The 26,288-nt window shown below is 61.3% G+C and carries 25 protein-coding genes; 18 read left to right on the top strand and 7 right to left on the bottom strand.

The features are described 5' to 3' along the window. Positions 1-124: 124 nt before the first annotated feature. A complete protein-coding gene (locus JO015_20925; GenBank protein ID MBW0001566.1) occupies positions 125-1,441 on the bottom strand; it encodes a M48 family metallopeptidase in 1,317 nt (438 codons plus the stop codon). 168 nt (positions 1,442-1,609) lie between these two features. On the opposite strand from JO015_20925, the gene JO015_20920 reads away from it, so the two are divergent. The 4 genes from JO015_20920 (at position 1,610) to JO015_20905 (ending at position 4,234) form a co-directional block, all read left to right on the top strand. Continuing rightward, entirely contained in the window at positions 1,610-2,236 is a 627-nt protein-coding gene (locus JO015_20920) for a TetR/AcrR family transcriptional regulator (protein ID MBW0001565.1), read from the top strand. Between the two features lie 173 nt (positions 2,237-2,409). Beyond that, entirely contained in the window at positions 2,410-2,838 is a 429-nt protein-coding gene (locus tag JO015_20915; GenBank protein MBW0001564.1) for an organic hydroperoxide resistance protein, read from the top strand. Positions 2,839-2,855: 17 nt separating this feature from the next. Beyond that, on the top strand, positions 2,856-3,650 hold the full coding sequence (locus tag JO015_20910) for an SDR family oxidoreductase (protein MBW0001563.1): 795 nt from the start codon (positions 2,856-2,858) through the stop codon (positions 3,648-3,650). A gap of 56 nt (positions 3,651-3,706) precedes the next feature. Further along, positions 3,707-4,234: a GNAT family N-acetyltransferase gene (locus JO015_20905; protein MBW0001562.1), complete on the top strand. Its 528-nt coding sequence runs from the start codon at positions 3,707-3,709 to the stop codon at positions 4,232-4,234. Here JO015_20905 and JO015_20900 read toward each other — a convergent pair. Next, entirely contained in the window at positions 4,231-5,091 is an 861-nt protein-coding gene (locus tag JO015_20900) for a L,D-transpeptidase family protein (protein MBW0001561.1), read from the bottom strand. The two genes, JO015_20905 and JO015_20900, sit on opposite strands and share 4 nt — an antisense overlap. A gap of 7 nt (positions 5,092-5,098) precedes the next feature. Then, positions 5,099-5,827, bottom strand: coding sequence for an orotidine-5'-phosphate decarboxylase (pyrF, locus tag JO015_20895; GenBank protein MBW0001560.1), 729 nt, complete (start codon positions 5,825-5,827; stop codon positions 5,099-5,101). Between pyrF and ispE the strand changes: the two genes are divergently transcribed. From ispE to JO015_20850, 9 genes are all read left to right on the top strand, one after another. Further along, positions 5,826-6,671, top strand: coding sequence for a 4-(cytidine 5'-diphospho)-2-C-methyl-D-erythritol kinase (gene ispE / locus JO015_20890; protein MBW0001559.1), 846 nt, complete (start codon positions 5,826-5,828; stop codon positions 6,669-6,671). The genes pyrF and ispE overlap by 2 nt on opposite strands. A 366-nt stretch (positions 6,672-7,037) precedes the next feature. After that, positions 7,038-7,856 carry a UDP-2,3-diacylglucosamine diphosphatase LpxI gene (gene lpxI, locus JO015_20885; GenBank protein ID MBW0001558.1) on the top strand — a complete coding sequence of 273 codons (819 nt, stop codon included), beginning with the start codon at positions 7,038-7,040 and terminating at the stop codon, positions 7,854-7,856. Beyond that, a complete protein-coding gene (locus JO015_20880) occupies positions 7,849-8,826 on the top strand; it encodes a Gfo/Idh/MocA family oxidoreductase (GenBank protein ID MBW0001557.1) in 978 nt (325 codons plus the stop codon). Before lpxI ends, JO015_20880 begins: the two co-directional genes overlap by 8 nt. After that, a complete protein-coding gene (lpxB, locus tag JO015_20875; GenBank protein MBW0001556.1) occupies positions 8,826-9,956 on the top strand; it encodes a lipid-A-disaccharide synthase in 1,131 nt (376 codons plus the stop codon). Before JO015_20880 ends, lpxB begins: the two co-directional genes overlap by 1 nt. A 42-nt stretch (positions 9,957-9,998) precedes the next feature. Then, on the top strand, positions 9,999-10,526 hold the full coding sequence (locus JO015_20870) for an HIT domain-containing protein (protein MBW0001555.1): 528 nt from the start codon (positions 9,999-10,001) through the stop codon (positions 10,524-10,526). Between the two features lie 286 nt (positions 10,527-10,812). After that, entirely contained in the window at positions 10,813-12,390 is a 1,578-nt protein-coding gene (locus JO015_20865) for a sugar ABC transporter ATP-binding protein (protein MBW0001554.1), read from the top strand. An 82-nt stretch (positions 12,391-12,472) separates the two neighbouring features. Then, a complete protein-coding gene (locus JO015_20860; protein MBW0001553.1) occupies positions 12,473-14,527 on the top strand; it encodes an ABC transporter permease in 2,055 nt (684 codons plus the stop codon). A 48-nt stretch (positions 14,528-14,575) separates the two neighbouring features. Then, on the top strand, positions 14,576-15,658 hold the full coding sequence (locus JO015_20855) for a substrate-binding domain-containing protein (protein ID MBW0001552.1): 1,083 nt from the start codon (positions 14,576-14,578) through the stop codon (positions 15,656-15,658). Positions 15,659-15,744: 86 nt separating this feature from the next. Continuing rightward, positions 15,745-16,506 (top strand): polysaccharide deacetylase family protein, encoded by a 762-nt coding sequence (locus JO015_20850; protein MBW0001551.1) that lies wholly within the window; start codon positions 15,745-15,747, stop codon positions 16,504-16,506. Between the two features lie 27 nt (positions 16,507-16,533). Here JO015_20850 and JO015_20845 read toward each other — a convergent pair whose 3' ends face one another. The 4 genes from JO015_20845 to JO015_20830 all read right to left on the bottom strand — a co-directional run bounded on the left by JO015_20845 (position 16,534) and on the right by JO015_20830 (position 19,656). Beyond that, positions 16,534-17,292, bottom strand: coding sequence for an SDR family oxidoreductase (locus JO015_20845; protein ID MBW0001550.1), 759 nt, complete (start codon positions 17,290-17,292; stop codon positions 16,534-16,536). A gap of 22 nt (positions 17,293-17,314) precedes the next feature. Continuing rightward, a complete protein-coding gene (locus JO015_20840) occupies positions 17,315-18,823 on the bottom strand; it encodes a PhoH family protein (protein MBW0001549.1) in 1,509 nt (502 codons plus the stop codon). Positions 18,824-18,831: 8 nt separating this feature from the next. Beyond that, entirely contained in the window at positions 18,832-19,074 is a 243-nt protein-coding gene (locus JO015_20835; protein ID MBW0001548.1) for a zinc ribbon domain-containing protein, read from the bottom strand. Between the two features lie 288 nt (positions 19,075-19,362). Then, a complete protein-coding gene (locus JO015_20830) occupies positions 19,363-19,656 on the bottom strand; it encodes a hypothetical protein (GenBank protein MBW0001547.1) in 294 nt (97 codons plus the stop codon). A 436-nt stretch (positions 19,657-20,092) separates the two neighbouring features. Between JO015_20830 and JO015_20825 the strand changes: the two genes are divergently transcribed. The 5 genes from JO015_20825 to JO015_20805 form a co-directional block, all read left to right on the top strand. Next, positions 20,093-20,827 (top strand): creatininase family protein, encoded by a 735-nt coding sequence (locus JO015_20825; protein ID MBW0001546.1) that lies wholly within the window; start codon positions 20,093-20,095, stop codon positions 20,825-20,827. Then, a complete protein-coding gene (gene hflK / locus JO015_20820) occupies positions 20,820-21,815 on the top strand; it encodes an FtsH protease activity modulator HflK (GenBank protein MBW0001545.1) in 996 nt (331 codons plus the stop codon). Before JO015_20825 ends, hflK begins: the two co-directional genes overlap by 8 nt. After that, a complete protein-coding gene (gene hflC, locus JO015_20815) occupies positions 21,815-22,828 on the top strand; it encodes a protease modulator HflC (protein MBW0001544.1) in 1,014 nt (337 codons plus the stop codon). The genes hflK and hflC overlap by 1 nt, the downstream gene beginning before the upstream one ends. Then, on the top strand, positions 22,825-24,279 hold the full coding sequence (locus JO015_20810) for a type VI secretion system contractile sheath large subunit (protein MBW0001543.1): 1,455 nt from the start codon (positions 22,825-22,827) through the stop codon (positions 24,277-24,279). The genes hflC and JO015_20810 overlap by 4 nt, the downstream gene beginning before the upstream one ends. 443 nt (positions 24,280-24,722) lie before the next feature. Further along, on the top strand, positions 24,723-26,288 hold a 1,566-nt coding region (locus JO015_20805), incomplete at its 3' end, for a HAMP domain-containing protein (GenBank protein MBW0001542.1).

The following is a 26,288-nucleotide window of genomic DNA, read 5'->3' as shown; positions in this document are numbered from 1 at the left end:
GTACCAACCACGCCAAGGCCGAGGCGACGGGCTCATTGCGGGTCAGAAAGCCTCCTTAACTAAATGGCAATAGGGTTCCACCCTGGGCTAAGCTCTGCCGGCCCGTTGGGCCTAAGGCAGAGTGTCACCTCGATGGGCATCGAGCAGGCTGGATCGTACGCGCCGTGGCGCCCTGTGCGGGATTCTCCGACGGCGCGTCGCCATGATGGGTGGGCGACTGCGCGCGCAGGGCCGCAATGCGGGCCAGGACCGGCGGATGAGAGAACTCCAGCCCGACGAGTAAAGGATGCGGCGTCAAGTTCGCCAGGTTGTCTTTGCTAAGCTTTTTCAGGGCCGAGACCAAGGGCTCCGCGTCACCGATCGCCTGGGCGGCAAAACGGTCGGCCTCAAACTCGTGCCGCCGGCTGAAGTAGCATGAGGCGATCCCGAGGAGAATGCTCAAAGGCTGCAGGAATATGGTGAAAAGCACGAGCCCCACGTAGTAAGAAGGGCGGCTTACGCCGAAGGCAGCAAACAACGCGGGCTGCGTCAGGAACCACGACGCAAACCAGAAAAAGCAAAACAAACTGATTTGCGCCGCGACCAAGTGTTTCCACACGTGTCCCCGCTTGGCGTGGCCGATTTCATGCGCCAGCACGGCCGACAGTTCCGGTATGGTGTGATTAGCGATCAGGGTGTCAAAAAGCGCGATCCGCTTATTTGACCCGAATCCGGTGAAAAAGGCATTGGCTTTGGCGGATCGACGGGAGCCGTCGATGACGTACAGGTCGCGCACCGGGAAACGTTGCCGGCGGCAGAGGTCGGTGAGGCTGTCTCGTAACTCACCGGCCGCGATCGGCTTCATCTTGAAAAAGAGAGGCAACACCAACTTCGGCGCGAAGTACATCAGCGCCAGCGAACTCAGCGCCGTAACCAGCCACGCATAAATCCATGCGCCGGGACCGAACCGCTCAAAAACGCTGAGGATCGCCCACGCCAGCAGCCCGAACACGATCACCGATAACAGCAGTTCTTTCAGTTTGTCCTGCACGAACGTGGCGACGCTCGTCCGGTTGAAGCCAAAGCGTTGTTCGAGAATAAACGTATGATAAATCGCGAACGGCAGGCCGAAAATCTCCTGCGCCGCTGCCAGCAGCCCGAAGTAACAGAGCCCGGTCGCAACCGGTCCGAGATGCAAACTGCGTACCGCTGCGTCGAGCCGCTCAAAACCGCCGAAAAACCAGAACAACAGGAGCACCGTCAAACCTGCCCATGAACTGACAAGGTTGAGAACGGTATTAGCATGGGTATACGCCTGCGATTTCCGGTAGCGGCCCGGGTCATACCACGACTGGAACTCAGCCGGTACTTCCGTTTGCAACGAGCGGATGTTCAAGACCCGGGCCGTCGTATCCAGCAACCGGTACAGGACTAAGGCACTGACAAGCACAAAAGCAATCATGAGAAACCATCCACAGCTTACCCAGATTACACCGATTACCCAGATTCAAAAGGCACCTCACGGCGGCATCGGCGCCTCTTCGTTTATGACGTTCTTCCGCGTGTGGCATTTGTGGCATTCTCTGCCGCTCCGGAAGCCGAACTCTAAAAGGGGTTGCTCAATTGGCTCGTGGTCTTTAGATTTTTCGGGATGCGTCAGTGCGATTCAAGGTTGAAGCTGTTACGGACTGCGCACGAACTGATTTACCGCCAAAGTTACGGATCGGTCGGGGTAGACCAGATTTGCGAACGGTCGGGCGTAAAGAAGGGAAGTTTTTACCACTTTTTCCGCTCGAAATCGGATCTGACCGTAGCGGCTTATCAAGATCATTGGGACCAGATGCGTATCCAATGGGAAGCGATCTTCAGCTCGAGTCTTGCGCCGCTTCAGAAGATTGACGCTTACCTGGATTTCGTGCTGGAGGCGCAGCGGGAACGCCTTGAAAAATACGGGCGTCTGCTGGGCTGCCCGTTTGTTTCTTTAGGCTCCGAGTTGAGCACCCAAAACGAGCAGATTCGCCGTATGGCCCAGGAAATCTGCGACCACCGTTGCGCATACCTGGCCAGGACGCTAGGGGATGCCATGGCCGCCGGCCAGGTCGCAGAAGCGGATCCGGAATTCCTTGCATACGAATTGCATTCGTATGTGATGGGCCTGGTGCAACAGGCAAAGATCGCCAATGACCCGCGCGTGCTTGATCGCCTGAAGCCGGGCGTTTACCGGATGCTGCGCCTCCAGCAATCCGTGCCGGCCTAAGCCGTTTCCTCCATGCCGGGCCGGGCCACCGTCACCGTCGTGCCGGCGACGAAAAACGCACCAATCGATCCGGCGCGCCTTGCCTGCGCCGGGTTTCATGCTCGTATTGTCGAAGGGGTTTGGTCGATCAAACCCGCGAAACCTGTTCCCTAACCTGATACCGAGGATTAACCATGGCTTTTCAGCCCCTTTATACTGCAGCAGCCACGGCTAGCGCCGGCCGTGATGGACACGTGGAAACGTCTGACGGACTGCTCAAACTTGACCTCAGCGTCCCGAAAGAGATGGGTGGCGGCGGCAGACCTGGAACGACCAACCCCGAACAACTCTTTGCGTGCGGTTACGCCGCCTGCTTCGCCGGTGCGGTGGCCTTTGCTGGTTCTCAGCGCAAGATTCAGGCCCACCACGTGCAGGTCACCTCGCGTGTGACGATCGGCAAGGCCGATGATGGCGGCTTCGCCCTGGCGGTTGAACTGCAGGTGAATCTTCCCGGGGTCGATCGGTCGCAGGCCGAGGAGCTTGTCCGGGAAGCCCACGAAAAAGTTTGCCCTTATTCCAAAGCAACCCGCAACAACGTCGACGTGAAGTTAACCCTGCTCTGATCGGGCTGCCTGCTAAGATGGACTTTCGTCTACAAGGCAAACTTGCCCTGGTAACTGCCTCGACGGCAGGCATCGGGGCGGCGATCGCGGAAGGTCTGGCCAGGGAGGGCGCGCGCGTGATCGTCAATGGTCGAACTCAGGAACGCGTCGATTCAGCGATCGATGGAATCCGCGCGCGCCACCCCGCGGCGGAGTTGGAAGGTTTCTCGGGTGACCTGTCCAATCCCGAAACGGTACGTGGGTTGACGGACCGTTTCCCGCATGTTGACATCCTGGTCAATAACCTCGGCATCTTTGAACCGAGACCGTTCACCGAGATCAGCGATGATGATTGGCGCCGCTTTTTTGAGGTGAACGTGTTGAGCGGGGTGCGGCTTTCCCGTTTCTACTTTCCCAAGATGCTCAAGTCGGGGTGGGGCCGGGTCATCTTTATGTCCAGCGAATCGGCCCTCAACATCCCGGTGGAAATGATCCACTACGGGATGACCAAAACGGCGCAGCTTGCCGTTTCGCGCGGTCTGGCCGATTTGACGGCCGGTACCGGCGTGACGGTAAACTCGGTCCTGCCGGGGCCGACGGCGTCCGAAGGGGTCAGCGGATTCATTCGTGACCTGGCGGCCCAGAACAACCAGAGTGTTGAGGAAGTCGAGCACCAGTTTTTTGAGAAGGCGCGTCCCACGAGCCTTTTGAAGCGCTTTGCCTCGACGGAAGAGGTTGCTAACCTCGTGGTTTACCTGGCCAGCGAGGCTGCCTCCGCCACAAACGGATCGGCTCTGCGGGTCGACGGCGGAACCGTAAACTTCATCGCCTGAGTTTCCCAGATGGCGGGCCGTGACGCGGTCCGCCCTCGGGAAACCGTTTGATTGCCATGGCTTTCTCCTTGCCCGAACGTCTGGCGCGCGCGGGGCTCCACCTTCGCCACGAGTTCAGGCCGGGCGACCTCGGTGAACTGATTCGCATCCACGGCGTGCAGAACGCCCTTGATTACGGGTTCGGCCCGGCGCACGAAGCGTATTGCGCACGGATTGCCGCCGATTTCGTCCTTAATCCACACGCGGGACGGTCGCGCGTCTGGCTCGTCTGCCAAGACGATCTTGCGGTCGGTTCAGTGTTTATCGTCGAGTTGCCGGATGCAATCGCGCAGTTGCGTCTCCTGTTTGTGGATACCCGGCTCCGGGGCCTTGGGCTCGGCCGCTGGCTCGTCCAAAGCGCGGTCGAGTATGCGCGCCGGGCCGGTTTCCGGTGCGTGTTTCTCTGGACGGTGCGCGGCCTGGATTGCGCCACGGGCATTTACGAGGACGCCGGGTTCGTCAAAACCGAGGAAAAGCCCGGCGCCGGCTGGGGTGACGGCTCGGTTGAGGTCAGGTACGAGTTGCGCTTTCCGGCCACAAGCTAATCGTCCTCCCATTGGCGTTTGAGCTGGTCCTTCGCAGCATCCCGCCGGATGTCGAGTTCCTCTCTGGCTCTCTTGAAGCCTTGAAGTTCCAGTGCCAGTTCGGCTTTGCGGGGGCCGTCCGCGTGATCGATCCGCCCCTCGAGTTTGTCGATCTGGCGCTCCATGAACTTCTCTTTGGCGTCCCATTCAGCGTCAAACCGGTCGAACGCAGCGTCCCGATCCCGGTGAAGGCTTTCCCTGTCCCGGCTGCGGCCGGGGTCGCGGTCCCCGCGCCAGCCGAAGGCCGGCACGTGGACCGGGGTGATGAACGCCGGACTGACAACGGCCGGATGGGGAGCGGTACGCGCCGATGCCCAGTACAGCCGGCCGGGCTGCGGGTGGCCGTACACGCGGACGGGCGTGCCGATGCTTACCGACTGGAACAAGGCAATCGCGTACTCCTCCGGCATCCGGACGCAGCCATGCGACGCAGGGTAGCCGGGAAGAAAGCCCGCGTGTAACCCGATGGCAGGCTGAAACTGCATGTAGTACCGCATCGGGGCTCGGACAAATTCCAGGCCCGGCGGCCGCTTCATGTCGATATCAGCGTCGGCAACGACGATCTGCCTGGTGACCGGATTGCCGAAAAAGCCATAGAAACTCGAGGCGTGATTGACGTCCTTATCGGTGATGCGAAACGTCCCCGTCGGCGTTTCGCGTCCCGGACGCCCCGAAGAAATCGGCGAATTCAGAATCACCCGGTCGCGGTCCAGCAGATAGACGCGCTGGTTAGTCAGGTCGATCTCGACGACCCGTTGGGCCAGCCCGGAAACACCCCAGGCAAAGAACAAACCGGCAAAAAGGAAGGCGTATCGCATGCGTCCGTCAGTCAGGCATACCCGCAATTTCATCGATCACCCGGTGTAATGCTTCGCGCGGGTCGGGCGCCGCGGTGATGGGTCGCCCAATTACCAGGTAATCTGCACCGGCGCGGATGGCGTCGGCAGGAGTCACAAACCTTTTCTGGTCACCGGCTTCCGACCAGGAGGGACGCACGCCGGGGGTAACGATGGTGAAGACCGAACCGTAATGAGCACGGAGGAACGGCGCTTCTTTCGGGCTTGCCACCAGTCCGGTAATGCCCGTGCTCTTGGCCAGGTCACCAAGCAGCAGAACCTCGTCCTCAACCGTCGTCCGGAATCCCGTCTCCCGCAGGGTGCCATCGGTGTGGCTGGTCAGCACCGTCACGCCCAGGAGAAGCAGCGGCGCGGAAGCCCGCCCGGTGACTGCCGCCTGGCACATCTCGACCCCGCCCAGCAGATGGATCGTGAGCATTTGGACGTCCAGGTTGGCCGCCGCCGCCACGGCATGGCGGACGGTGTTTGGGATGTCGTGCAGCTTCAGGTCCAGGAACACGTTTGCGCCGGTCCCGCGGATTTCGCGGACCAGCGCCGGACCCTCCGCGGAGAAAAGCTGGAGGCCGATTTTAAACCAACCCACTTCCTCGCCAAGGCGTTCCACCAGACGCAAGGCATGGGAACGGTCAGGCACATCGAGCGGAATGATGATTTTGTCTTTTGCGGTCTGCGGTTCGCTCACGTAAGGACGATGCATGACGATTGAGACGCCCGCCAAGATCAATCTCACCCTTGAACTCCTGGGGCGGCGTCCGGACGGTTTCCACGAGGTTGCTACCTGGATGGTGCCCGTCGGGCTGTCTGACCGGCTCGAGATCGAATTCGCGGCAGCTGACTACTTTTCAACGGAGACCCCGGGGCTAAGCTGGGACGATGGTAACCTGATCTTCCGGGCAGTCCAGCTTTTTCGACAGGAAACCGGCACCCAATCCTCCTACCGGATCGAGCTCACCAAGCGCATCCCGATCGGTGCGGGGTTGGCCGGGGGCAGCAGCGATGCCGCCGCCACGTTGCGCCTTCTAAGCCGGTTGCACGGCCGCACCCTGACCGATGACGAACTGGCCGCACTTGCCGCCCGGCTTGGGTCTGATACCGCCTTCTTTATCCGGTGCAAACCGGCATGGTGCACCGGCCGTGGCGAGGTGACGACGGCCAGACCCTTGCCGGACGGCTTATGGTCTCTACTGGCTAAACCCGGTTTCGGCATTCCAACGGCTGCCGCCTATGCGGCCTACGCCCGCCTGCCCCCGGCCGAACAACGGGGTCAAATCGTCGGTACGCCCTGGGGCCGGCTGCGCAATGACCTGGAGCCGGCCGTTTTCCCGAAATACGTGATCCTGCCCGTCCTGAAATCATGGCTGGCCCGGCAGCCGGAAACCAGACTTTGCTTGATGTCGGGCTCGGGATCGACGGTCTTTGCCGTGACCGACGAAGGGGAATCTCGCGCGCGTGAGCTCCAGGAGCGCTTTCTCGAATTTTTCGGCCCGACGTTCTGGTCGGCGGTCTGTCAGCTGAATCCGGTGATGGCGGGCACCACGTAAGAGTTCACACGGTCGCACGGCGGCCGCAGCGAGGAGGGCGGGCACGACGTAAGAGTTCACACGGCGAACACGGCGGACCACGGCGACCACGGCGGGAAGGCAGGAATCATCCGCAGAACACGCAGAAGAACGCAGATGAAGCCACTCAGAGCCACGCAGCAGCGATTTAGAAGCCTCGAATCTGTGTAATCCGCGTAATCTGTGGATCTTTTCTCTTTTCTGCGCGTTCTGCGGATGATTCCTGCCTTCCCGCCGTGGTCGCCGTGGCTCGCCGTGTGAACTCTTGCGTTGTGCCCGCCCTCCTCGCTGTGCCCGCCGCACGAAAATCCCTTGGCGAAAAGGTAAGGTCGCGTCGACAATCCGACCATGGTTTCATCAGGAGCGCTTGGCCTCATCGCCGGGAACGGGATCTACCCGTTGCTGGTGGCGAAGGCCGCGCGGCGCCGGGGTGTCTCCGCGATTCACGTCGCGGCGTTCGAGAATGAGACCGATCCCGAGATCCGGTCGCTGGCCGATTCGGTTGAGTGGTTAAGGGTAGGGCAGCTCGGCAGGCTGCTCACTTATTTTAATTCCACGGGAGTCAAACGCGCGATCATGGCGGGCCAGCTCGCACCGAAAAACCTGTTCGACCTTCGTCCCGATCTCAAGGCGTTAATCCTGATAAGCCGGCTTCGGGAGCGGAATGCCGAATCGTTGTTTGGCGCCGTCGCCGCAGAACTGGCCGTCGCCGGCATCGAGTTGCTGCCGGCCTACACCTTCCTGGAAGATTCACTTGCCCCTGAAGGCCTGATCGGAGGGCCGAAACCGAAACGGCGCCTGCTGGATGACGCCCGGTACGGCTTTCGAATCGCCAAAGAGATCTCGCGCCTCGACATCGGCCAGACGGTTGTGATCAAAAATGGCACGGTGCTGGCCGTGGAAGCCTTCGAAGGGACCAATGAAGCCATGCAGCGCGGCGGTGCCTTGGGCCGCGGGAACGCCGTCGTGGTCAAAGTTTCGAAGCCGAACCAGGATCTCCGGTTCGACGTCCCGGTGATCGGGATTAAAACCTTTGAGACAGCCGCCCAGGCCGGGGTCCGGCTGATCGCCGTTGAGGCCGGCTTAACGTTGCTGCTGGACCGGACGGCCGTTGTTGCCGATGCCGGCCGGACCGGCATCACCCTGTGTGGGTTGAAAAATGAGTAAACGAATTCGCGTCGGTGTCCTCGGGGTGGGAAGCATCGGCAAGAACCACGCCCGAATCTGCGCCGGGTTGCCGAACGCGGATTTTACCGCCATCCTCGACGTTAATCCTGACGTCAGTCAGGCGATCTCCCGCGAGTATGGCGTGGCCATGGCCGGGAACCTGGAGGAGTTTACTGAAAAAGTGGACGCCGCCACCATCGCGACGCCCACGCCTGCGCATTACGAGATGGCTTCGTTCCTCCTCCGGCGCGGGAAGCACGTCCTGGTTGAAAAGCCGATTACCGAGACCCCGGAACAGGCCAAGATGCTCGTGGACCTCGCCCGGGAACGCGGCCTGGTCCTTCAGGTCGGCCATGTGGAACGCTTTAATCCCGTGCTCAGCATTCTGGAGGCACGCCTCACCCGGCCGCGGTTCATCGAGGCGCACCGGCTCTCCCCATACCCTTTTCGCAGCCTGGAAATCGGCGTGGTGCTCGACCTCATGATTCACGACCTGGAAATCATCCTGCACCTGGTCCGGTCGCCCGTGCAGAGCGTTGACGCCGTGGGTGTACCCGTCCTCAGCAAGGGTGAAGACATCGCCAATGCCCGCCTCCGATTCCGGAACGGGTGCGTCGCCAACGTCACCGCAAGCCGGATCAGCCCGGAGAAAATGCGCAAGTTTCGCGTCTTCCAGGAGAACGCCTACTTGTCGCTCGATTACCAAAACCAGAGCGGCGAGATTTACCAACTGGTTGATGGCCGGATCGTTCGCGAGAGCGTTGCGGTTGAGAAAGACGAGCCGCTTAAACGTGAGTTGCACTCGTTCATTGATTGCTGCCGGCGAGGCGGCGAACCGGTGGTGTCCGGCTCCGGAGCGGCGGCGGCGCTTGAGCTGGCCATCGACATCACCGGGCGGATTCGCCAGGGATTGGCCGACCTGGACCGCACGCCGGTTGAGACGCCGTCGCCCCAGGCATTGCCCTCTTGATGAACCTTTACATCGTTGCCGGGGAGACCAGCGGGGACGCGCATGCGGCGGTGCTGATGCGGGAAATGCTCGCGCTGCGGCCGGAGATCCGGTTTACCGGCGCGGGCGGACCCAGAATGAACGCGATCGCCGGCGGTAGTCTGTTTGAATGGACTCACGAAGCCGTAGTCGGCCTCTGGGACGTGCTCCTGAAGTACCCCTATTTTCGGGCCCAGTTTTACCGCATGTACCGCCAGATCATGGCCCTTCAGCCCGACGCAGTCATCTTCGTGGATTACCCGGGGTTTAACCTCCGGCTGGCGCGTTACTTGAAGCGCCAGGGGTACCGGGGACGGCTGGTGTTCTACATCAGCCCGCAGGTTTGGGCTTGGAATCGGGCCCGCATTCCCCGGATGGCAGCGTACCTTGATCTGATGCTATGCATCTTTCCGTTCGAACCGGCGCTCTACCGGCGGAGCGGGCTGAAAGCGGAATTCGTCGGCCACCCCATGGTCAATGAACTCGCGCGGCAACGGCGTAACGTGGAGCGTGACCCTTCACTGATCGGCTTGTTCCCGGGCAGCCGGGCGCGGGAGGTTAAACGGATCTTTCCCGTCATGCTGGCGGCGGCCCGGGCGCTGCGTGCGAAAAAGCCTCACCTGCGGTTCGAGGCTTCCGCGGTGAACGAAACGCTTCGCGAGCATATGCGCTCCCTGGCGGATGCCGCCGGTTTCGCGGGGATGGAAATCGCCCTGAAGGATGCCCCGGCGTTGATGCAGCGCGCCTGGGTGGGCATGGTTGCGTCCGGTACGGCCACCATGGAGGCGAGCTTTTTCCGGATGCCATTCGTCCTGATCTACAAGGTGTCCTGGTTAACCTATGCAGTCGGCCGGACCTTGATCCGCGTCGACTATCTCGGGATGCCTAACATCCTTGCCGGCCGGCCGCTCATCCCGGAGTTTATCCAGCAAGACGCTGAACCGGGCCGGATCGTCGAGGCGCTTGAAAAGCTCGCCGACGACCAGGGCACACGGCGGACGATGGTTAATGGAATGGCCGAAGTGATTCAAGCCCTTGGTGAAGAAGAGGCGGGACAACGTGCCGCGAGAACCCTCCTCAATCATCTCGGATCCAGCCTGGCAAAAGTGTGACCAAACCAGTTAACCGGAATGCGAATTTAGCATCTGACGACCATGGAGAATCTACCGAACGTATGGAAGAACCTTTGGGCTCCCTGGAGGATAGAATACTTCCAACACAAAGATCGTGATCCGGACTTCTTACTGACGGCAGCGCAATCCTCCGATGACGAGGAGCATCTGGTGCTCTTGCGCCTGAAAAGCTCCTTTCTCATCATGAACCGTTATCCCTATACGGCCGGCCACCTGATGGCGGTTCCATACCGCAAGTGTGCGGACCTTCATGAATTGGCCGGGCCCGAACGGCTTGAGCTGCTTAATCTCGCCATCTACGCCGAAGAGCTGCTCCGGCGGGTATCAAAAGCTCAAGGATTCAACATCGGCTGGAACATCGGCTCGTCGGCCGGCGCCGGCGCCGAGAACCACGTTCATCTGCACATCGTCCCGAGGTGGGCGGGGGATCATAACTTCATGACCGTGCTGGGCGAGACGCGCATCATTCCCGAAGGATTGCGTCCGCTCTACCAAAAGCTGCGCGCCGCCGTCGCCGAGCGCACGTACGAGCAGGTGATCTCAGACTGAGGCGGGCACGCCGGGAAATGCCACGAATGCCACAAGCGGAAAAATGCCACAAATGACAGAACGTCCCTTGTTCGTGTGATTCCTGAAGCGCTTCAGCTCGTGGCATTGGGCCGATGCCATCGATGACAGAACCAGAAAAATGCACCATCGTAATTCCCGGCCCGTGTGATTTCAGGAACGAACGACGCAGTACGGATTCTCCTCTGTTTGTGGCATTTCTCCGGTTGTGGCATTCGTGGCATTTCCCTGGTTGCTATTTGTTCGTGCTCAAGGCTATTTATCCTCCATGGCTCCCCCCGAAACGTCCGGGCCGTTGCTCGAGATCAGCCACGTCAGCAAGTCTTTTCCCGGGGTTCAGGCGCTCGATGATGTTTCCTTCGACGTCCGGCCCGGGGAAGTCCATGCGCTGCTCGGTGAAAACGGTGCAGGCAAATCGACCCTGATCAAGATCATGTCCGGCGTTTATCCCCCGGACAAAGGGGAAATGCGCGTGAAGGGCGAACCGGTCCGCTACGCGCACCCGGGTGAGGCGCAGGCCAAGGGGGTGGCCACGATCTACCAGGAATTCAGCCTGTACCCGGAGCTGACCGTCGCCGAGAATATTTTCGCGGGCCACATCCCGCGGCGCTGGCTCGGCCTGTTGGATTGGGCGCGGGCCGACAAGGAAGCCGCGGACCTGCTGGCCTCCCTGGATGCCGCTGACCTGAATGTACGCGCCCGGGTAGGAACCTTGTCGGTGGGCAACCGCCAGCGGGTGGAGATCGCCAAAGCCCTGTCCCGGCATGCGCGGATCCTGATCCTCGACGAGCCTACCGCCGTGCTCACCCAGCACGACACGGAGCGCTTGTTCGGCGTCATCCGCAAACTCCGGACCCAGCAGGCTGCCATCATCTACATCAGCCACCGTCTGGACGAAATTTTTGCGCTGTCCAACCGCGTCACCGTGCTGCGTGACGGGAAGCTGGTTGGAACCAAACCGACGTGCGATACCACCGAGCCGGAGTTGATTCGGATGATGGTCGGACGTGCGCTTTCACAGGAGCCGGCGCCCCATCTCGATGCGCCTTCCCATGCCAGCCCGGTCTTTCTGCGGGTCCGCAACCTTGCCCGGCGGCCTCTGCTGCGCGACGCCTCGCTCGAGGTGCGGGCAGGGGAAATCGTCGGGTTAGCCGGCCTGATCGGATCCGGCCGCTCGGAGCTTGCCCAGGCCGTTTTCGGCGTCATGCCGGCCGAAGCCGGTTCGATCGAGGTGGATGGACGGCCGGTCAGGATCCATTCTCCGGAAGACGCGATCGCCTTGGGCATCGCGTACGTTCCGGAAGACCGGCAGCGCCAAGGCTTGGTCACGGCCATGACGGTAGCGCAGAACATCAGCCTCACCCGCGTCTGGGAACTGGTGCGCGGACCCTTTCTGGATTTCAGCGCGGAGGAAAGCCTGGCCGATGATTTCATCGGGTCGCTCCGGATCAAGACGCCGTATCGTCACCAGCTCGCGCGCAACCTTTCCGGCGGCAACCAGCAGAAAATCGTGCTGGGCAAGTGGCTGGCCACGAAACCGAAGCTCCTCATCGTGGACGAACCGACCCGTGGGATTGACGTGGGCGCGCGCGCCGAGATCCACCGTTTGCTTGACCGGTTGGCCCGCGAAGAAAACATGGCGATCGTCGTGATCTCCAGCGATTTGCCGGAGGTGCTTCGACTTTCGGACCGGATCGCGGTGATGCGCGAAGGACGGCTGGTGGCGGAGTTCACCCGCAAGGAAGCAGACCAGGAGAAGGTCCTGGCCGCAGCGCTCGGCCGCGGAGTGGCTGCCCTGAGCACCAGCGTCAATGCCGGCCCCAGCCCGAAGCCTGATGAGATCTGAAAGGATGGCGCCGGCGTGAACGCGACGCTGGTCGCGTTCCGATCACCACCGGTCCGGAACATCAAGATGCCGAGCCAAATCTATGCCTCCCACCACCGTCTCGTCCGATTCGAGTAGCTCAAGCGCTCCTTACGCCCCGCCCGGGGCGACGTACCCGCGAAAAGCCGACTGGGGGTGGATCAATCGTCAGGAAACCGTCCTGATTTTTGCCTTTATTGTGGTGCTGGCCGGAGTCAGCGCCATCAACCGCGGCTTTATCGCTCCCGGCAACCTCGTCGATATCGTTTATAATTCGTCCTATATCGGCGTGGCTGCCGTCGGGATGACGATGATCATCCTTTGCGGGCACATCGACATCTCGATCGGGGCGGCCCTGGGCGTTTGCGCGACGGTGGCAGGAAAACTCGCGGTCGCCGGCACGCCGCTCGGGGTCGTGTTTCCGGTCACCATTCTGGTGGGCGGCGTGATCGGACTGATCAACGGCATCCTGGTTGCCTATGGGCGCATCCCGGCCATCGTCGCCACCTTGGGTATGGCGAGTATCCTCAAAGGCGGCTTGATCCTGGCAACCGGCGGCAAATGGATCTACGGGCTGCCGCCCGGATTCACCGTCGCCCGCTTGCACCTGCTCGGGGTGCCCCTGCCCATCTGCGTTCTGATCGTCCTCGGGGTCGCGTTCTCCGTCTGGCTGCGCTACTTCGAAGGAGGCCGCCAGCTGTACGCGGTCGGCGGTAATGCGGAAGCGGCGCGGTTGTCGGGGATTTCCGAGCGGAAAATCACGATGCGGGTTTTCGTTCTCAACGGCCTGCTCGTCGGTATTGCCGCCGTCCTTTACGCGACAAACTTTACCGCCATCCAGTCAAACGCCGTAACGGGTTTCGAGCTCACCGTCATCACGGCCGCCGTGATCGGCGGCGTCAGCATCCTCGGCGGTACCGGGACGGTTTTCGGCGCGCTGCTGGGGGCCATTCTTCTGCAGATCATCGGCAGTGCACTCGTCTTTCTGCACATCCGGTCCGAATGGTTCCAGACCGTCCAGGGTGCCCTCATTCTTCTGACCATCCTGCTCGATGTGTTCCGGCGCCGCCAAACCTCGTCGGCCGGCGTTGTCGGCGGAGGTAACGTCAGCGCCACGGCTTCATCGCCCCATTTTCTGGGTCTGCCCTGGCTGACGGTGCAGGAAGCCATGATGATCGGCATCCTGGTGATTGCGATGGCCGTGCTTTCATTCACCTCCGACCGGTTTCTTACCCCGGCCAACCTGCTGAACCAGGTGCGGTTTCTCACCGAGACGGCCCTGCTCGCCGTTCCGATGACTTTCATCATCATCCTGGGCGGAATCGACCTGTCCGTCGGTTCAATGGTTGCGCTCAGCGCAATCCTGCTCGGTTTTTCGTGGCAAACCTTTCACCTGCCGCTGTGGCTGGCGGTCATCTTTGCGATCCTGGGCGGGACCGTCGCCGGTTACTTGAACGGGCTGGCGATCGTTTACCTGGGCGTTCCGCCCTTGATCGTGACGCTGGCGACCCTTGCCATTTACCGTGGACTGTCGTACGGAATCAGCGAGTCGCGTTCAGTGCATGGCTTTCCCGAATCGTTCTCATTCTGGGGCAGCGGCGAACCGTTCGGGTTGCCGGTACAATTTTACCTGCTCATCGTGGTCCTGATCGTGAGCGCACTGGCGTTGGCCTGCACGCCGTTCGGCCGCAGCCTTTACGCCATCGGCAACAACGAAACCGCGGCTCGCTTCGCCGGTCTGCGCGTCGGCCGAATCAAGCTGATCGTCTATTCCCTGAGCGGATTCATGGCGGGCCTGGCCGGGTTCATCTACACGTCCCGCGTGACCAGTACCCGGGCCGATGCCGCCACCGGTCTTGAACTCGACGTTATCGCCGCCGTCGTGTTCGGCGGCACCAGCATCTTCGGCGGGCGCGGCACCATCCTCGGCACCACCCTCGGGGTCGTGATCATTCAACTGCTGAAGAACGGACTGCAGCTCTCCGGCGTTCGCGGCGAGGGTACGGTGATCCTCATCGGCAGCGTGCTGATCGCGTCCATCCTGCTGAATCAACTTCTAGAAAAGTACGCCCTCGCGGGCCAACGTTCAGTCAAAACCAACCCGAAACCCACCTCCTGAAAAAACCAACCTCTGAAGAAAACCAACCTCTGGTTGTTCCCCCGATATATGACATTGCATAAACGTCTCCTTACCGGGAGCATCCTGCTCCTCGCCACCCTGCCCGGTCTGCCTGCGTTCGCAGCCGATGCACCTCCGGCCGACTCCGGTTCACACGCGGCCTACAATGGCGGCCAGCCAACTCACGCGAGAGATCTTAAAGGTAAAAAGATCGTCCTGGCCGACGTCCCGAAGCTGATCGGCATCGGTTACTTTAACGCGACGGCCAAAGGGATCGCGGAAGGGTGCGCCGAGATCACCAAAAACGGGGAGCAAACCCAGGTCACGACGGACGCGCCGACCGAGGGCGATATCCAGAAACAGATTGAGTACATCGACAACGCAATCTCCCGCGGGGTGGATGGAATCTTTTTCGCCGCGAATGATCCGGTAGCCATTTCGCCGGTGCTTCGTAAGGCCCTGAAATCCGGTACCCACGTGATCGGGTATGACGCCGAATCCGAACCTGACGCCCGGGAATGGTTTGTCCAGATGTGCACTCCGGACGGGGTGGCCAAAGCCCTGATTGATTCGCTCGTCAGCCAGGTCGGCCCGAGCGCGGATTTCGCCATCGTCACCAGTTCGACCACGGCCGCGGGCCAGAACGCCTGGATCGCCGAAATCAAAAAATACATTCCGGCTGCAGGTTTGAAGCTTAACCTGGTGACGATCCTGCCGGCCGAAGAAGACCAACAGCTCGCCTTCAAGGTGACCGGACAGATCCTGAAGGCCTACCCGAACGTGAAAGGCATCATCGGCCTGTCCAGCGTTGCCGGGCCGGGCGTGGCCGATGCGATCACCTCGGCCGGTCTGATCGGTAAAATCGCCGTCATTCCGCTCTCTACGCCGAACCAGATGAAGCCCTTCGTAAAGAACGGCGCCGTGAAGGAAGTCGTGTTGTGGAATCCGGTCGACCTCGGGTACGCTGCGGCTTACGCCATGCGCAACGTCGTTGATGGGAAACTCAAGCCGGGCGACACGGAAATGGACGCGGGACGCCTCGGTAAGCTGCAGATCATCAACGGTAGCCAGATCCTTCTCGGCAAGCCGTTTATTTTCACGAAGGACAACGTCGACAAGTACGACTTCTGAGACGGCGTCCGGTCTCCCGGCGCCTCGGCGCATTCGGTCCCTCCCGTTCGCGGGAGGGACCGTTGTTTTCGACGATGATCCCGCCTATGAACCTGGTTGCCGCCGCCAAGGTCCGCTGTTTCGACTCGAAGGGCGTCACGCCGATCTTCATGTTTCACCGGATCAACCGGTTACCGGCCGGCGCCAATTGGCCCCAGCTCTATGTGGCGCCGAAGACCTTTTCGACGGAAATCGGCAAGCTGAAGCGGGCAGGGGTTGCATGCTTGCGCCTGGACGAAGTCCGCGACCCGTCACCATCGCGGAATAAAGGTTTTGTGCTGACGTTTGATGATGGGTTCGTCAGCGCACTCGAGCGTGCAGGCCCCTGCCTGGCCGGGCTGGGGCTCAGGGCCATCAACTTCCTGGTTGCCGGCCGGCTGGGCATGCGCAACGAATGGGATGCCGGCGTGGACAACACGATGGAGCCCCTCATGGACGACTCGCAGGTGCGGGACTGGCTCAGCCTCGGCCATGACATCGGCGGCCACACGGTGACCCACCCGCACCTGGACCAGATCCCCTTGGCGCAGGCGCGCGAGGAAATTTTCGCGGGCAAAAAAAAGCTCGAAGACACGTTCGGACGTGAGGTCCGCCACTTTGCCTATCCTTACGGCGGCCTTACGCCGGCGGTGGTCGACGCCGTGCGGGAAGCCGGATTCAGCACCGCATGCACCACCGTGACGGACCTGGCAGGTTCGGACACCCTTCCTTTGACGTTGCCGCGCCTCAACGTCGATAGGGATTTGCTGGACGCAGCCAAACTCGCGGCGAAGGCCTTGTCCCGCGCGCGGCAGCGGTTCTGGAAATAACGGTGACGGTTCGCCCGCTGCGCGCGGCTACCACGCCGTGTAACCGCCGTCCACGAGGAGATTGCTTCCCGTGAAATAGCTGCTGGCATCCGAAGCGAGAAACACCACGGTGTTGGCCACCTCCTGCGGTTCACCCAGGCGCCCCATCGGCGTGAATTCGAGCCAGCGCTGGTACCAGTCCGATTGCGACATGCCCAGCTTCGTCATCTCCGTGCCGATGTAGCCCGGCGAAATGCTGTTGACGCGCACGCCGCGTTTGGCCCATTCCCCGGCCAGCGATTTCGTCAGCAGAATCACGCCGGCTTTAGACGCGTTGTAGGCCGATTGAGGTTGCGGAGTATTGGAAATTACGCCGGACATGGACGCAAGATTGATGATGCTTCCCCGGCCTTGCTGCAACATCACTTTGCCGAACTCGCGGCAACAAAAGAAAACGGCGTTCAGGTTGATGTTGATCACGCGCAACCAATCCTCATCGGAACATTCCTCGGAGGGCACATTTACGGCGATGCCCGCATTATTGAGGGCCACGTCGATCCGGCCATGCTTCTCGACGATCGAACCGGCGGCCTGCCGTACCTGGTCTGACTTCGTCAGGTCAGCCGCGATAAACTCGGCCCCGAGCTTCTGCGCGGCCTGCTGGCCCAGTTCAGCGTTTATGTCGATGATCACGACTTTGGCGCCATGCTCCTTTAACGCCTGAGCTGAGGCGAAGCCGATTCCGCGCGCACCGCCGGTAACCAGCGCGATGCGATCGTCCAGGGAGAAGAGGGGGGAATTGCTCATAAATTAATCAGAGTCGAGGCGATCACATCAGGTTCGCGCCGATTTCGGCCAGTGCACTGCGCTCACCCTTGGTCAGGCATACGTGGGCGGTAACCGCCTGGCCCTTGAGCCGGTTTCGCGTGTAGACCAACCCGTTTGAACGGCTGTCGACGTATGGATTGTCAATCTGAGCCGGGTCACCCGCCATGACCAGCTTGGAGCCTTTGGACATGCGGGTCACCACCGTCTTGGCTTCGAGCGGGGTCAGTTGTTGCGCTTCGTCCAGCACGAAATACCGGTTGGGGATCGACCGGCCGCGAATGTAACAGAGCGCCTCGATTTCCACGCACCCTTGCTCAATCAGCTGCTCGTAAGGTTTGAGCCCGCCGTTGCCGGAGTTCGGCGCCATTATCTCCGCCGGCTTACCCTTCCGCCCTTTTCTGTCCGGTTCCAGCGGCGGCTGGGAAGGCAACAACAACTCAAACGCGTCGTAAATCGATTGCAGCCACGGCTTCATTTTTTCATCGAGCGCCCCGGGCAGAAAGCCGAGCGTGTCGCCCATCGCAACCACCGGACGGCTGACCGTGATCCCGCTGAACGCCTGAGACCAGTAAAGGTGCAAACCTGCGGCCACCGCCAGCAACGTCTTGCCGGTCCCGGCCTGGCCGTAACAGGTCACCAACGCAACCTCCGGGTCGAGCAGGGCGTCCAGCAGACATTGCTGGCCCAGGTTCAGCGGCTTAAGGTGCACGCCGCGCGGATTGGTGAGCGCCGCGGGCAGGGTCAGTTTCCGGCAAAGCCCGTTGCCAGCGTGCCGTGCGGGCAACATCTTGCCGGCCTCGTCGACCAGGAAAACGTACTCGTTCACCTCCAGGTCCGGGGGCCGTTGCAACTGCAGTTCGCGCGCACTCGCGAAGCGTTGCATCTGGTACGCATCAACCTGGATTTCCTTCTGGCCGTAACCCTCGACGTCCGTAACCTCAACCTTGTCGTTTTCGTAATCCTGGGCCTCGAGGCCGATCGACAAGGCCTTGAGTTGCATGTTGAGATCTTTGGTGACCAGGATGGTCCGGTCAGGCGATTTATTCTTGATGTAAAGGCAAAGCGCGAGGATCCGGTGATCCGGCTTGTCCAGGTCGCGAAAAGTTTGCTGGAACCGCCGGAACCCTTTGCTCGTCCGCAACGCGGAGATGCACTCATTCACCGCGATCCGGATGGTGCCGCCTCCCGGCGTTTTGGCGCCCCGGGTCACCAGGCGGCTGTTCTGGTTGAAACACCGCGTCATAAACCGGTGTATCGCGCGTGCGTTGGCGCCACGTTCGGTCGGTTCGTTCTTGAACTTGTCCAGTTCGCAAAGCACATCGATGGGAATCCAGACGTGATTGTCCGCGAACCGGTAAACCGAGTGGGGATCGTGCAGGAGCACGTTGGTGTCGAGCACGTAGTTCTTAACGGCAGACCGGTGCTGCCCGTTGCCCAACGATTCCAGCCGCGACGAAGCGCCACCCCGCGGGGTATCCTGGAACAAACCCGGTTGCTCGTCGGAAGACATCTATGTTCTCAGCAGCAACCGCACGCACCACCGCCGCATGAGCGCCGGCGAGTAACCGCTCCGCTCGCGTCCGGGCCTAACCCCCGCCTGCCGGTCATGATGGCCAGCCCGCCGGAAATCACCCGTCGAACCCGTTTGCCGGTCTCAGGATCATGAGTGAGCGCGGCGTCTTTCATGCTCTGCTTCACTTCAAATCGCCGAACGGATTCACCGGGACTGTCCGGGACCGTCTCGTAGATGTACGTGGCCATGAGTGCCTTAATATTATCGAAAGGGGGTTGCCGCTTGCAAGTGAAAGTCGCCCCTGAAAAATGCGACAAATGATGGACTGGCTGACGGACGGAATGCCACAAATGCCACGAGCCGAAAAATGCCACAAATGACGGACTCTGGAGATGATAACGCCGCCGCCCGGACGAGCAAGGGGTGGACCGGAGCCAAAACCGGCTTCCGGCCTCCATCCCTCGCGCGCCGGGGCAGGGGCGGAACGCGGTGGCGAAACGCACGCCCGCGCAGGTTACGCGATTCGGCATCCGCCCTCAGGCCAGGTGCCCGTTGACGAACTTGGTCAGCTCGAACATTGAGGCCGAGTCCTGGCCGTTGAAGACCGCACGCAGTTTGTCGTCGGCCCGGATGCGGCGCCGGTCCTGAGGGTCCTGGAGCTTATGCTCGCGGATGTACGCCCAAACCCGTTTCGTCAACTCGGTCCGGGGCAGGGGGTCCGAGCCCACGATGGCCGCCAGGGTCTGATCGGGACGCACGGGTTTGGCCAGGGCATTTGGTGCTTTTTTGGTGCTGGTGGTTTTTTTCGGGGGGTGTTTCGGCGAAGGCATGGCAGCTACCGTAGCACACAGCGGGCACGGCAGCACACGGCGGGCACAGCGGGTCTGGCGGGCACCACGTAAGAGTTCACACGGTCACACGGCGGTCGCGGCGGGTTTGGCGGGCACGACGTAAAAGTTCACACGGCGAACACGGCGGACCACGGCGACCACGGCGGGAAGAGGGGAGAGTTCGGGGTTCGGAGTTCGGAGTTCGGAGTTCGGAGTTCGGAGTTCGGAGTTCGGAGTTCGGAGTTCGGAGCGGCAGCATGGGGGTGGGTGCGAGTGTCAACCTTGGAGTTGCCGCCAAGTCCTCAATCTGTGTCAATCTGTGTAATCTGTGGATGTTTTCTCTCTTTTCTGCGTTCTTCTGCGTGTTCTGCGGATTATTCTTTCGGTGTCGTCCGTGGATCCATCCCGTAACCCCGAAAGGCGGTGTTATACCTGCGTGAAAGGCATTCTGCTTGAAGAGCTGACCTGGCAGGAAGCCGAACCCGCGCTGGGGCCCGATACCATCGTCGTCATTCCGATCGGCGCCGAGGCCAAAGAGCACGGGCCGCACCTCAAGCTCAAAAACGACTGGCTTCTGGCCGAATACTTCAAACACGAGGTCATGAGGCGCGCCGAGGTTGTGATTGCGCCGACCGTCAATTACCATTACTATCCGGCTTTCATTGAGTACCCCGGCTCCATTACCTTGCGGCTCGAGACCGCCCGGGACCTGATGGTCGACATATGCCGGAGCCTGGCCCGGTACCGCCCGCGCAAGTTTTACGCCTTGAACACCGGTGTATCCACGATAAAACCGCTGGAGTTGACGGCGAAGATCCTTGCCGGGGAGGGAATCCGGTTCCGTTATACCGACATTCTCAAGCTCATCGAACCGGTAGGGGCGCAGTTGGCAACCCAGGAGGGCGGAACCCATGCGGATGAAATCGAGACTTCCATGATGTTATTTATCGCGCCTTCAACCGTCGACATGCGCAAGGCCGTCAAGGATTATAATCCCTCGCCGGGGCGCAGCCTTACGCGGCATCCGCAAGGAGAGGGCGTCTATTCGGTTTCCGGGATCTATGGTGACGCCACGCTGGCAACGCGCCAAAAAGGTGAGGTCATCGTGAAGGCCATAGTTGACGGAATGCTCAGGGAGATTGACGCGCTTCGGAGTGATTCCCATGGCTGATTACCCGCCACCCGTCATCAAGGTGAACTTCGACCGGCCATCGACCGGCTGGATGATCATCTTCATCGTGCTTGGCCTCCTGTTGCTCGCGGGGTTGTGGACGTCGTTCTACACCGTGGGAGCCGAGTCGCAGGGGGTGGTGCAACGCTTCGGAAAATTCTTCAAAACCGTTGAACCGGGGCTGCACCTCAAGCTTCCGTTAGGCATCGACGAGGTAACGGTGGTGCCGACGCGGCGCCAGCTGAAACTCGAGTTCGGCTTCGCCACGCCGGGCTATCTAACCAATGCGATTCAGGCCAGCCAGGACCAGGACGAGGAAAAATCGATGGTCACCGGCGACCTGAACGCGGCCCTGGTCGAATGGGTCGTGCAATATCGCATCGAAGACCCGGGCCAGTACCTTTTTGACGTCCGTAACCCGGGAGAAACCCTCCGTGACTTGTCGGAAGCCGCCATGCGTGAGGTGATCGGGGACCGTACCGTTGACGAGTTGATCACGATCGGACGGCAGGACATCGAGGTTGAAGCGCTCGCCCGGATGCAGGAGCTGTCGAAACGGTACCACCTTGGGATTCGCGTCGATCAGGTCCAGTTGAAGAACGTGAACCCGCCCAGCCCGGTGCAGGCGTCGTTCAACGAGGTGAATAAGGCCCAGCAGGACCGGGAAAACGCGATCAATATCGCCAACGGCGAATACAATAAGGCGGTGCCGAAAGCCAAAGGCCAGGCGGATGAAAACATACGCGCCGCCGAGGGGTACCGCTTCAAACGGGTTAATGAGGCGGAGGGCGACGCTGCCGCTTTTACGGCCGTACTGCAGCAATACGTCAAGGCGCCCGAGATCACCCGTACCCGCCTCTACCTGGAGACCATGGGCGACGTCCTGCCGCAAATGGGTCAGAAAATCATCGTTGACGAGTCCCTGCGGCAACTGCTGCCCATCCTGCCGCTCTCAGCCAAGCCTGCGCCTGCGGAGGGGCGCCAATGATGCGAACAAGTTTTCTCCCGGCGGCGCTTATCGCGGGTGCCCTGCTTTTGTTGCTGCTTCTCTTCAGCTCGTTCTATACGGTTGACCAGACCGAGCAGGTGATCATCACGCAATTCGGACAGCCGATCGGACAGCCGATCACCGAGCCGGGGCTCCATTTCAGGCTGCCGTTCGTGCAAAACGTGAACCGGCTCGACAAACGTTTCCTGGAATGGGACGGCGCTCCGGTCGCCATCCCCACCAGGGACAAAACCTACATCCACGTCGATGCGTTCGCCCGCTGGCGCATCGAAGGTCCGACGACTTACTTCGTCCGCTTGCACGATGAGCGCAGCGCCCAGTCCCGTCTCGAAGACATTCTCGGCAGCGAGACCCGCAACGCGATCGCCAAACACGACCTGATCGAGATCGTGCGCACCGATAAAAACCGCCAGCCGCTTCACGACGAGACCCTGAAAGGCGGTCCGAACGGTACGATCGGCATCCTGCCCCCGATCGAATTCGGCCGGTTGAAGATCGAAGAGGAAATAAAGGGCGCCGCCGCACAAAAACTGGCGGAGTTCGGTATCGCCGTGCTCGATTTCAGGATCAAACGGGTCAACTACAACCCCGACGTGCTTGATCGCATCTACCAGCGCATGATCAGTGAGCGGCTCCAGATCGCGCAGCGTTTTCGTTCCGAGGGTGAAGGTGAATCGGCGCGCATCGCCGGCCAGCGCGAGCGTGACCTGAACGAAATCCGATCCAACGCCTACCGCACCGTGCAGCAGATCCGGGGTGAAGCCGACGCCAAGGCAACCGAGATTTACGCCCGCGCCTATACGCAAAACCCGCAAGCGGCGGAGTTTTACGCCTTCCTCAAGGTCCTGGAAACTTACCACAAGACCTTCACCAAGGATTCCACCCTGGTGCTTTCCACGGATAGCGACATCTTTGCCCTGCTTAAACGGGGCGCCGCAAAACCCAAAGCCGACCAGGTTACCACCCAAGGGGCTGAGCGAGGGACTGAATGAGCGTTCAATTTTCATTCCGATCAGGCAGCAACCCGGAAAGGGGCGCCGCGCTTTTCCGGATCGCCATCGTGGGAGATTTCAGCGGACGCGCTCCCGGGGCAGAAGCGCGACGGGAGTCCGGTCCGCGCCCGACTGATTGCGACAATTTCGAGCAGGAATTCGCGCGAATGAACGTCGCGCTGCGTTTGCCGCCGGACGACGCGGGTAACGGAGAGGTCAACCTGCGCTTTCAGCAGTTGGATGACTTTCATCCTGACCGCCTGATCGACAAAGTCGAACCGCTGGCGCGGCTTGCCCGCCTGCGCACCGGGCTCCTGAATCCGGCAACTGCGAATCAGGCGGAAAGCGAGTTAGGAGGAGTGCCGGAAAGCGGCGCGCCATCGCCGGGCCCGGTGCCTGCGCCTTCTGAATCCACCGAGGGGCTGCTGACCCGGCTGCTGGGACAGTCCGCTGGGGAACGCGCCGGAGAACAGTACGCAACCTCATCCGGCGGGATCGTCGATCGATTTATCCGGCAGGTGGTCGGCCCGAACATCCCGGGTGCACCGCCGCGACACGGCAGTTCGATCGCGCGCGTGGAAGCGGAACTTTCGACACGCCTCAGGGCGCTCCTGCACCGTCCGGAGTTCCAGGGGCTGGAGGCAACGTGGCGCGGGCTCGACTTTCTGGTTCGCAACGTAACCGAAGAAATAAAATTGTACGTGATCGATTGTTCCCGGGCTGAACTCGCGGCCGCCGCGACGGCAGGGTCGGAGGATCCGGTCAAACGCGCAATTTACCGGCAACTGGAAACAATCCGTCCCGGCGTGATCCTAGGCCTTTATACCTTCGGGCCGCCGGACCACGGCGTCCTGGCGGGAATCGCAGGTCTGGCCCGCGCCTGTCAAAGCGCGTTTGTCGCCGGCGCCAGCCCGCAACTGGTCGGGTGTAGTTCGTTTGCCGTGCAACCCGACCCGGACGATTGGACATCGGAATCTCCGGACGAAACGGAGAAATTTGCCGCGTTACGCCGGAAGCGTGAAGCCGCCTGCCTCGGGTTGGCAGCGCCGCGGTTCCTCCTTCGCCAGCCGTACGGCAAAACCAGTGACCCGATTGAAGCATTTCCATTCGAGGAAATGCCCGCGAACCCCGGCCACGAGTCCTACCTCTGGGGTAATCCGGCCCTGCTTTGCGGTCACCTGCTTGCGACGGCCGCGGCCGATGAGGCTCTGGAAGCGGAGTATGAAGAAGGGGGCGAGGTGGGCGGCCTGCCGCTCCACAAATTTACGAGCGACGGAGAAACGCAGGTGAAACCTTGCGCCGAGGCGTGGTTGAACGATCGTGCCGCGGCAGCGATCCTCAGCCACGGCATCATGCCGGTGATGTCGATCCGCGGACGCGACGCGGTGCAAGTGCTCACCCTGCAATCGTTGTCAGATCCGCCGGCGCCCCTGGCCATTCGCGCCGAGTGACGGCGGGCACAGCGGGTTGGGCGGGCACAACGTGAGAGTTCACACGGCGAACACGGCGAACCACGGCGACCACGGCGGAAAGAAGAAAGGGTTCGGAGCTCAGAGTTCGGAGTTCGGAGCGGCAGAGAATGCCACGAATGAAGAAGTGGCGGGTAACGGCTAGCGGGTAACGGGTGCCGGGGGCGAGCTTGGGGAAGCGCCGCCGATGTCAACTCTATAACTCTTCTTCCCGCCGTGGTCGCCATGGCTCGCCGTGTGAACTCTTACGTCGTGCCCGCCAAACCCGCTGTGCCCGTGGTGTGACCGTGTGAACTCTTACGCTGTGCCCGTGGTGTGACCGTAATCTGTATCAATCTGTGTAATCTGTGGATGTTTCCTCTTTTCGGCGTTCTTCTGCGGCGTGCTTGATCAACCCCCCTCTTTCATTCGATAAGGTTGTGATTATGGCTACAGGAAACGGCTCTTCGGCTTCTGCTCACACGACGTGGGTCTCTCGTCGGGTTCGAACGCGTAGCATCCCGCGCGAGCCGGAATCCGCTCAGCCAAGTGACGCCCTGGACAGCCGGGTGTTGTTATCGGCGCTGACCGCACTGAAACGGGGTGATTTTTCGGTTCGGCTGCCTGTGGACTGGCTCGGCATCGCGGGAAAGGCAGCCGACACATTTAACGAAGTTGTCGAGCTGAACGAACGCATGGCCAAGGAACTGGCGCGCCTTCGCCAGGCGGTCGGCCGCGAAGGCCGGATCGACCAGCGCGCCCGTTTGGGGGAGGTGCAAGGCGCGTGGGCCACGTCGATCACCCTTATCAATGATTTGATCGCCGACCTGGTGCAGCCGACCAGCGAAATGGCCCGCGTGATTGGGGCGGTCGCCGAAGGCGACCTGTCGCAAACCATGGCACTCGAGATCGAAGGGCGCCAGCTCCAAGGCGAGTTTCTGCGTACAGCCAGGACGGTAAATACCATGGTGGACCAGCTCGGATCGTTCGCCTCGGAGGTGACCCGCGTTGCGCGTGAGGTCGGTACCGAAGGTAAACTGGGCGGCCAGGCCGACGTGCGCGGGGTGGCCGGCACCTGGAAAGACCTGACCAACAACGTGAACCTGATGGCGAGTAACCTCACTAACCAGGTGCGCAACATCGCGGCGGTGACGACCGCCGTCGCCAATGGGGATCTGGCCAAAAAAATTACCGTTGACGTTAAAGGCGAATTTCTCGAGCTCAAAGACACCATCAATACGATGGTCGGCCAGCTCCGTTCTTTTGCGTCGGAAGTGACCCGGGTGGCGCGCGAGGTGGGCACGGAGGGCAAACTGGGCGGCCAGGCCAAAGTCGAGGGTGTGTCCGGCACCTGGAAAGACCTGACTGACTCGGTCAATTTCATGGCGGGAAACCTGACCAGCCAGGTCCGCAACATTGCCGCCGTGACCACGGCGGTGGCCAATGGTGACCTCTCAAAAAAGATCACGGTGGATGTGCGGGGCGAGATCCTGGAGCTCAAGAACACGATCAACACGATGGTCGACCAGCTCAACTCGTTCGCCTCGGAAGTGACCCGGGTGGCGCGGGAGGTGGGCACCGAAGGCAAGCTGGGCGGCCAGGCCGACGTGCGCGGGGTGGCGGGCACCTGGAAAGACCTGACTGACTCGGTCAACTCCATGGCCGGCAACCTCACGGGCCAGGTGCGCAACATTGCCGAGGTCACCACGGCGGTGGCAAACGGCGACTTGTCCAAGAAAATCACAGTCGACGTCAAGGGCGAGATCCTGGAGTTGAAAAATACGATCAACACCATGGTCGATCAGTTAAGTTCGTTTGCCTCCGAGGTAACCCGGGTGGCGCGGGAGGTGGGCACCGAAGGCAAGCTGGGCGGCCAGGCCGACGTGCGCGGGGTGGCGGGCACCTGGAAAGACCTGACTGACTCAGTCAACTCCATGGCCGGCAACCTCACGGGCCAGGTGCGCAACATCGCGGCGGTGACCACGGCGGTGGCCAACGGTGATTTGTCCAAA

It is taken from the genome of Verrucomicrobiota bacterium (genome assembly GCA_019247695.1).
GTDB lineage: Bacteria > Verrucomicrobiota > Verrucomicrobiia > Chthoniobacterales > JAFAMB01 > JAFBAP01.
The sequence above is the reverse complement of the archived record's forward strand: the minus strand, read 5'-3'. Positions and strand labels throughout refer to the sequence as shown.

What these genes read in the sequence shown, in the direction of transcription:
- JO015_20925 (MBW0001566.1), bottom strand. Translation starts at nt 1,441, where the DNA reads ATGATTGCTTTTGTGCTTGTCAGTGCCTTAGTCCTGTACCGGTTGCTG.
- JO015_20915 (MBW0001564.1), top strand. Translation starts at nt 2,410, where the DNA reads ATGGCTTTTCAGCCCCTTTATACTGCAGCAGCCACGGCTAGCGCCGGC.
- JO015_20910 (MBW0001563.1), top strand. Translation starts at nt 2,856, where the DNA reads ATGGACTTTCGTCTACAAGGCAAACTTGCCCTGGTAACTGCCTCGACG.
- JO015_20905 (MBW0001562.1), top strand. Translation starts at nt 3,707, where the DNA reads ATGGCTTTCTCCTTGCCCGAACGTCTGGCGCGCGCGGGGCTCCACCTT.
- JO015_20900 (MBW0001561.1), bottom strand. Translation starts at nt 5,091, where the DNA reads ATGCGATACGCCTTCCTTTTTGCCGGTTTGTTCTTTGCCTGGGGTGTT.
- ispE (MBW0001559.1), top strand. Translation starts at nt 5,826, where the DNA reads ATGACGATTGAGACGCCCGCCAAGATCAATCTCACCCTTGAACTCCTG.
- pyrF (MBW0001560.1), bottom strand. Translation starts at nt 5,827, where the DNA reads ATGCATCGTCCTTACGTGAGCGAACCGCAGACCGCAAAAGACAAAATC.
- lpxI (MBW0001558.1), top strand. Translation starts at nt 7,038, where the DNA reads ATGGTTTCATCAGGAGCGCTTGGCCTCATCGCCGGGAACGGGATCTAC.
- JO015_20880 (MBW0001557.1), top strand. Translation starts at nt 7,849, where the DNA reads ATGAGTAAACGAATTCGCGTCGGTGTCCTCGGGGTGGGAAGCATCGGC.
- lpxB (MBW0001556.1), top strand. Translation starts at nt 8,826, where the DNA reads ATGAACCTTTACATCGTTGCCGGGGAGACCAGCGGGGACGCGCATGCG.
- JO015_20870 (MBW0001555.1), top strand. Translation starts at nt 9,999, where the DNA reads ATGGAGAATCTACCGAACGTATGGAAGAACCTTTGGGCTCCCTGGAGG.
- JO015_20865 (MBW0001554.1), top strand. Translation starts at nt 10,813, where the DNA reads ATGGCTCCCCCCGAAACGTCCGGGCCGTTGCTCGAGATCAGCCACGTC.
- JO015_20860 (MBW0001553.1), top strand. Translation starts at nt 12,473, where the DNA reads ATGCCTCCCACCACCGTCTCGTCCGATTCGAGTAGCTCAAGCGCTCCT.
- JO015_20855 (MBW0001552.1), top strand. Translation starts at nt 14,576, where the DNA reads ATGACATTGCATAAACGTCTCCTTACCGGGAGCATCCTGCTCCTCGCC.
- JO015_20850 (MBW0001551.1), top strand. Translation starts at nt 15,745, where the DNA reads ATGAACCTGGTTGCCGCCGCCAAGGTCCGCTGTTTCGACTCGAAGGGC.
- JO015_20845 (MBW0001550.1), bottom strand. Translation starts at nt 17,292, where the DNA reads ATGAGCAATTCCCCCCTCTTCTCCCTGGACGATCGCATCGCGCTGGTT.
- JO015_20840 (MBW0001549.1), bottom strand. Translation starts at nt 18,823, where the DNA reads ATGTCTTCCGACGAGCAACCGGGTTTGTTCCAGGATACCCCGCGGGGT.
- JO015_20835 (MBW0001548.1), bottom strand. Translation starts at nt 19,074, where the DNA reads ATGGCCACGTACATCTACGAGACGGTCCCGGACAGTCCCGGTGAATCC.
- JO015_20830 (MBW0001547.1), bottom strand. Translation starts at nt 19,656, where the DNA reads ATGCCTTCGCCGAAACACCCCCCGAAAAAAACCACCAGCACCAAAAAA.
- hflK (MBW0001545.1), top strand. Translation starts at nt 20,820, where the DNA reads ATGGCTGATTACCCGCCACCCGTCATCAAGGTGAACTTCGACCGGCCA.
- hflC (MBW0001544.1), top strand. Translation starts at nt 21,815, where the DNA reads ATGCGAACAAGTTTTCTCCCGGCGGCGCTTATCGCGGGTGCCCTGCTT.
- JO015_20810 (MBW0001543.1), top strand. Translation starts at nt 22,825, where the DNA reads ATGAGCGTTCAATTTTCATTCCGATCAGGCAGCAACCCGGAAAGGGGC.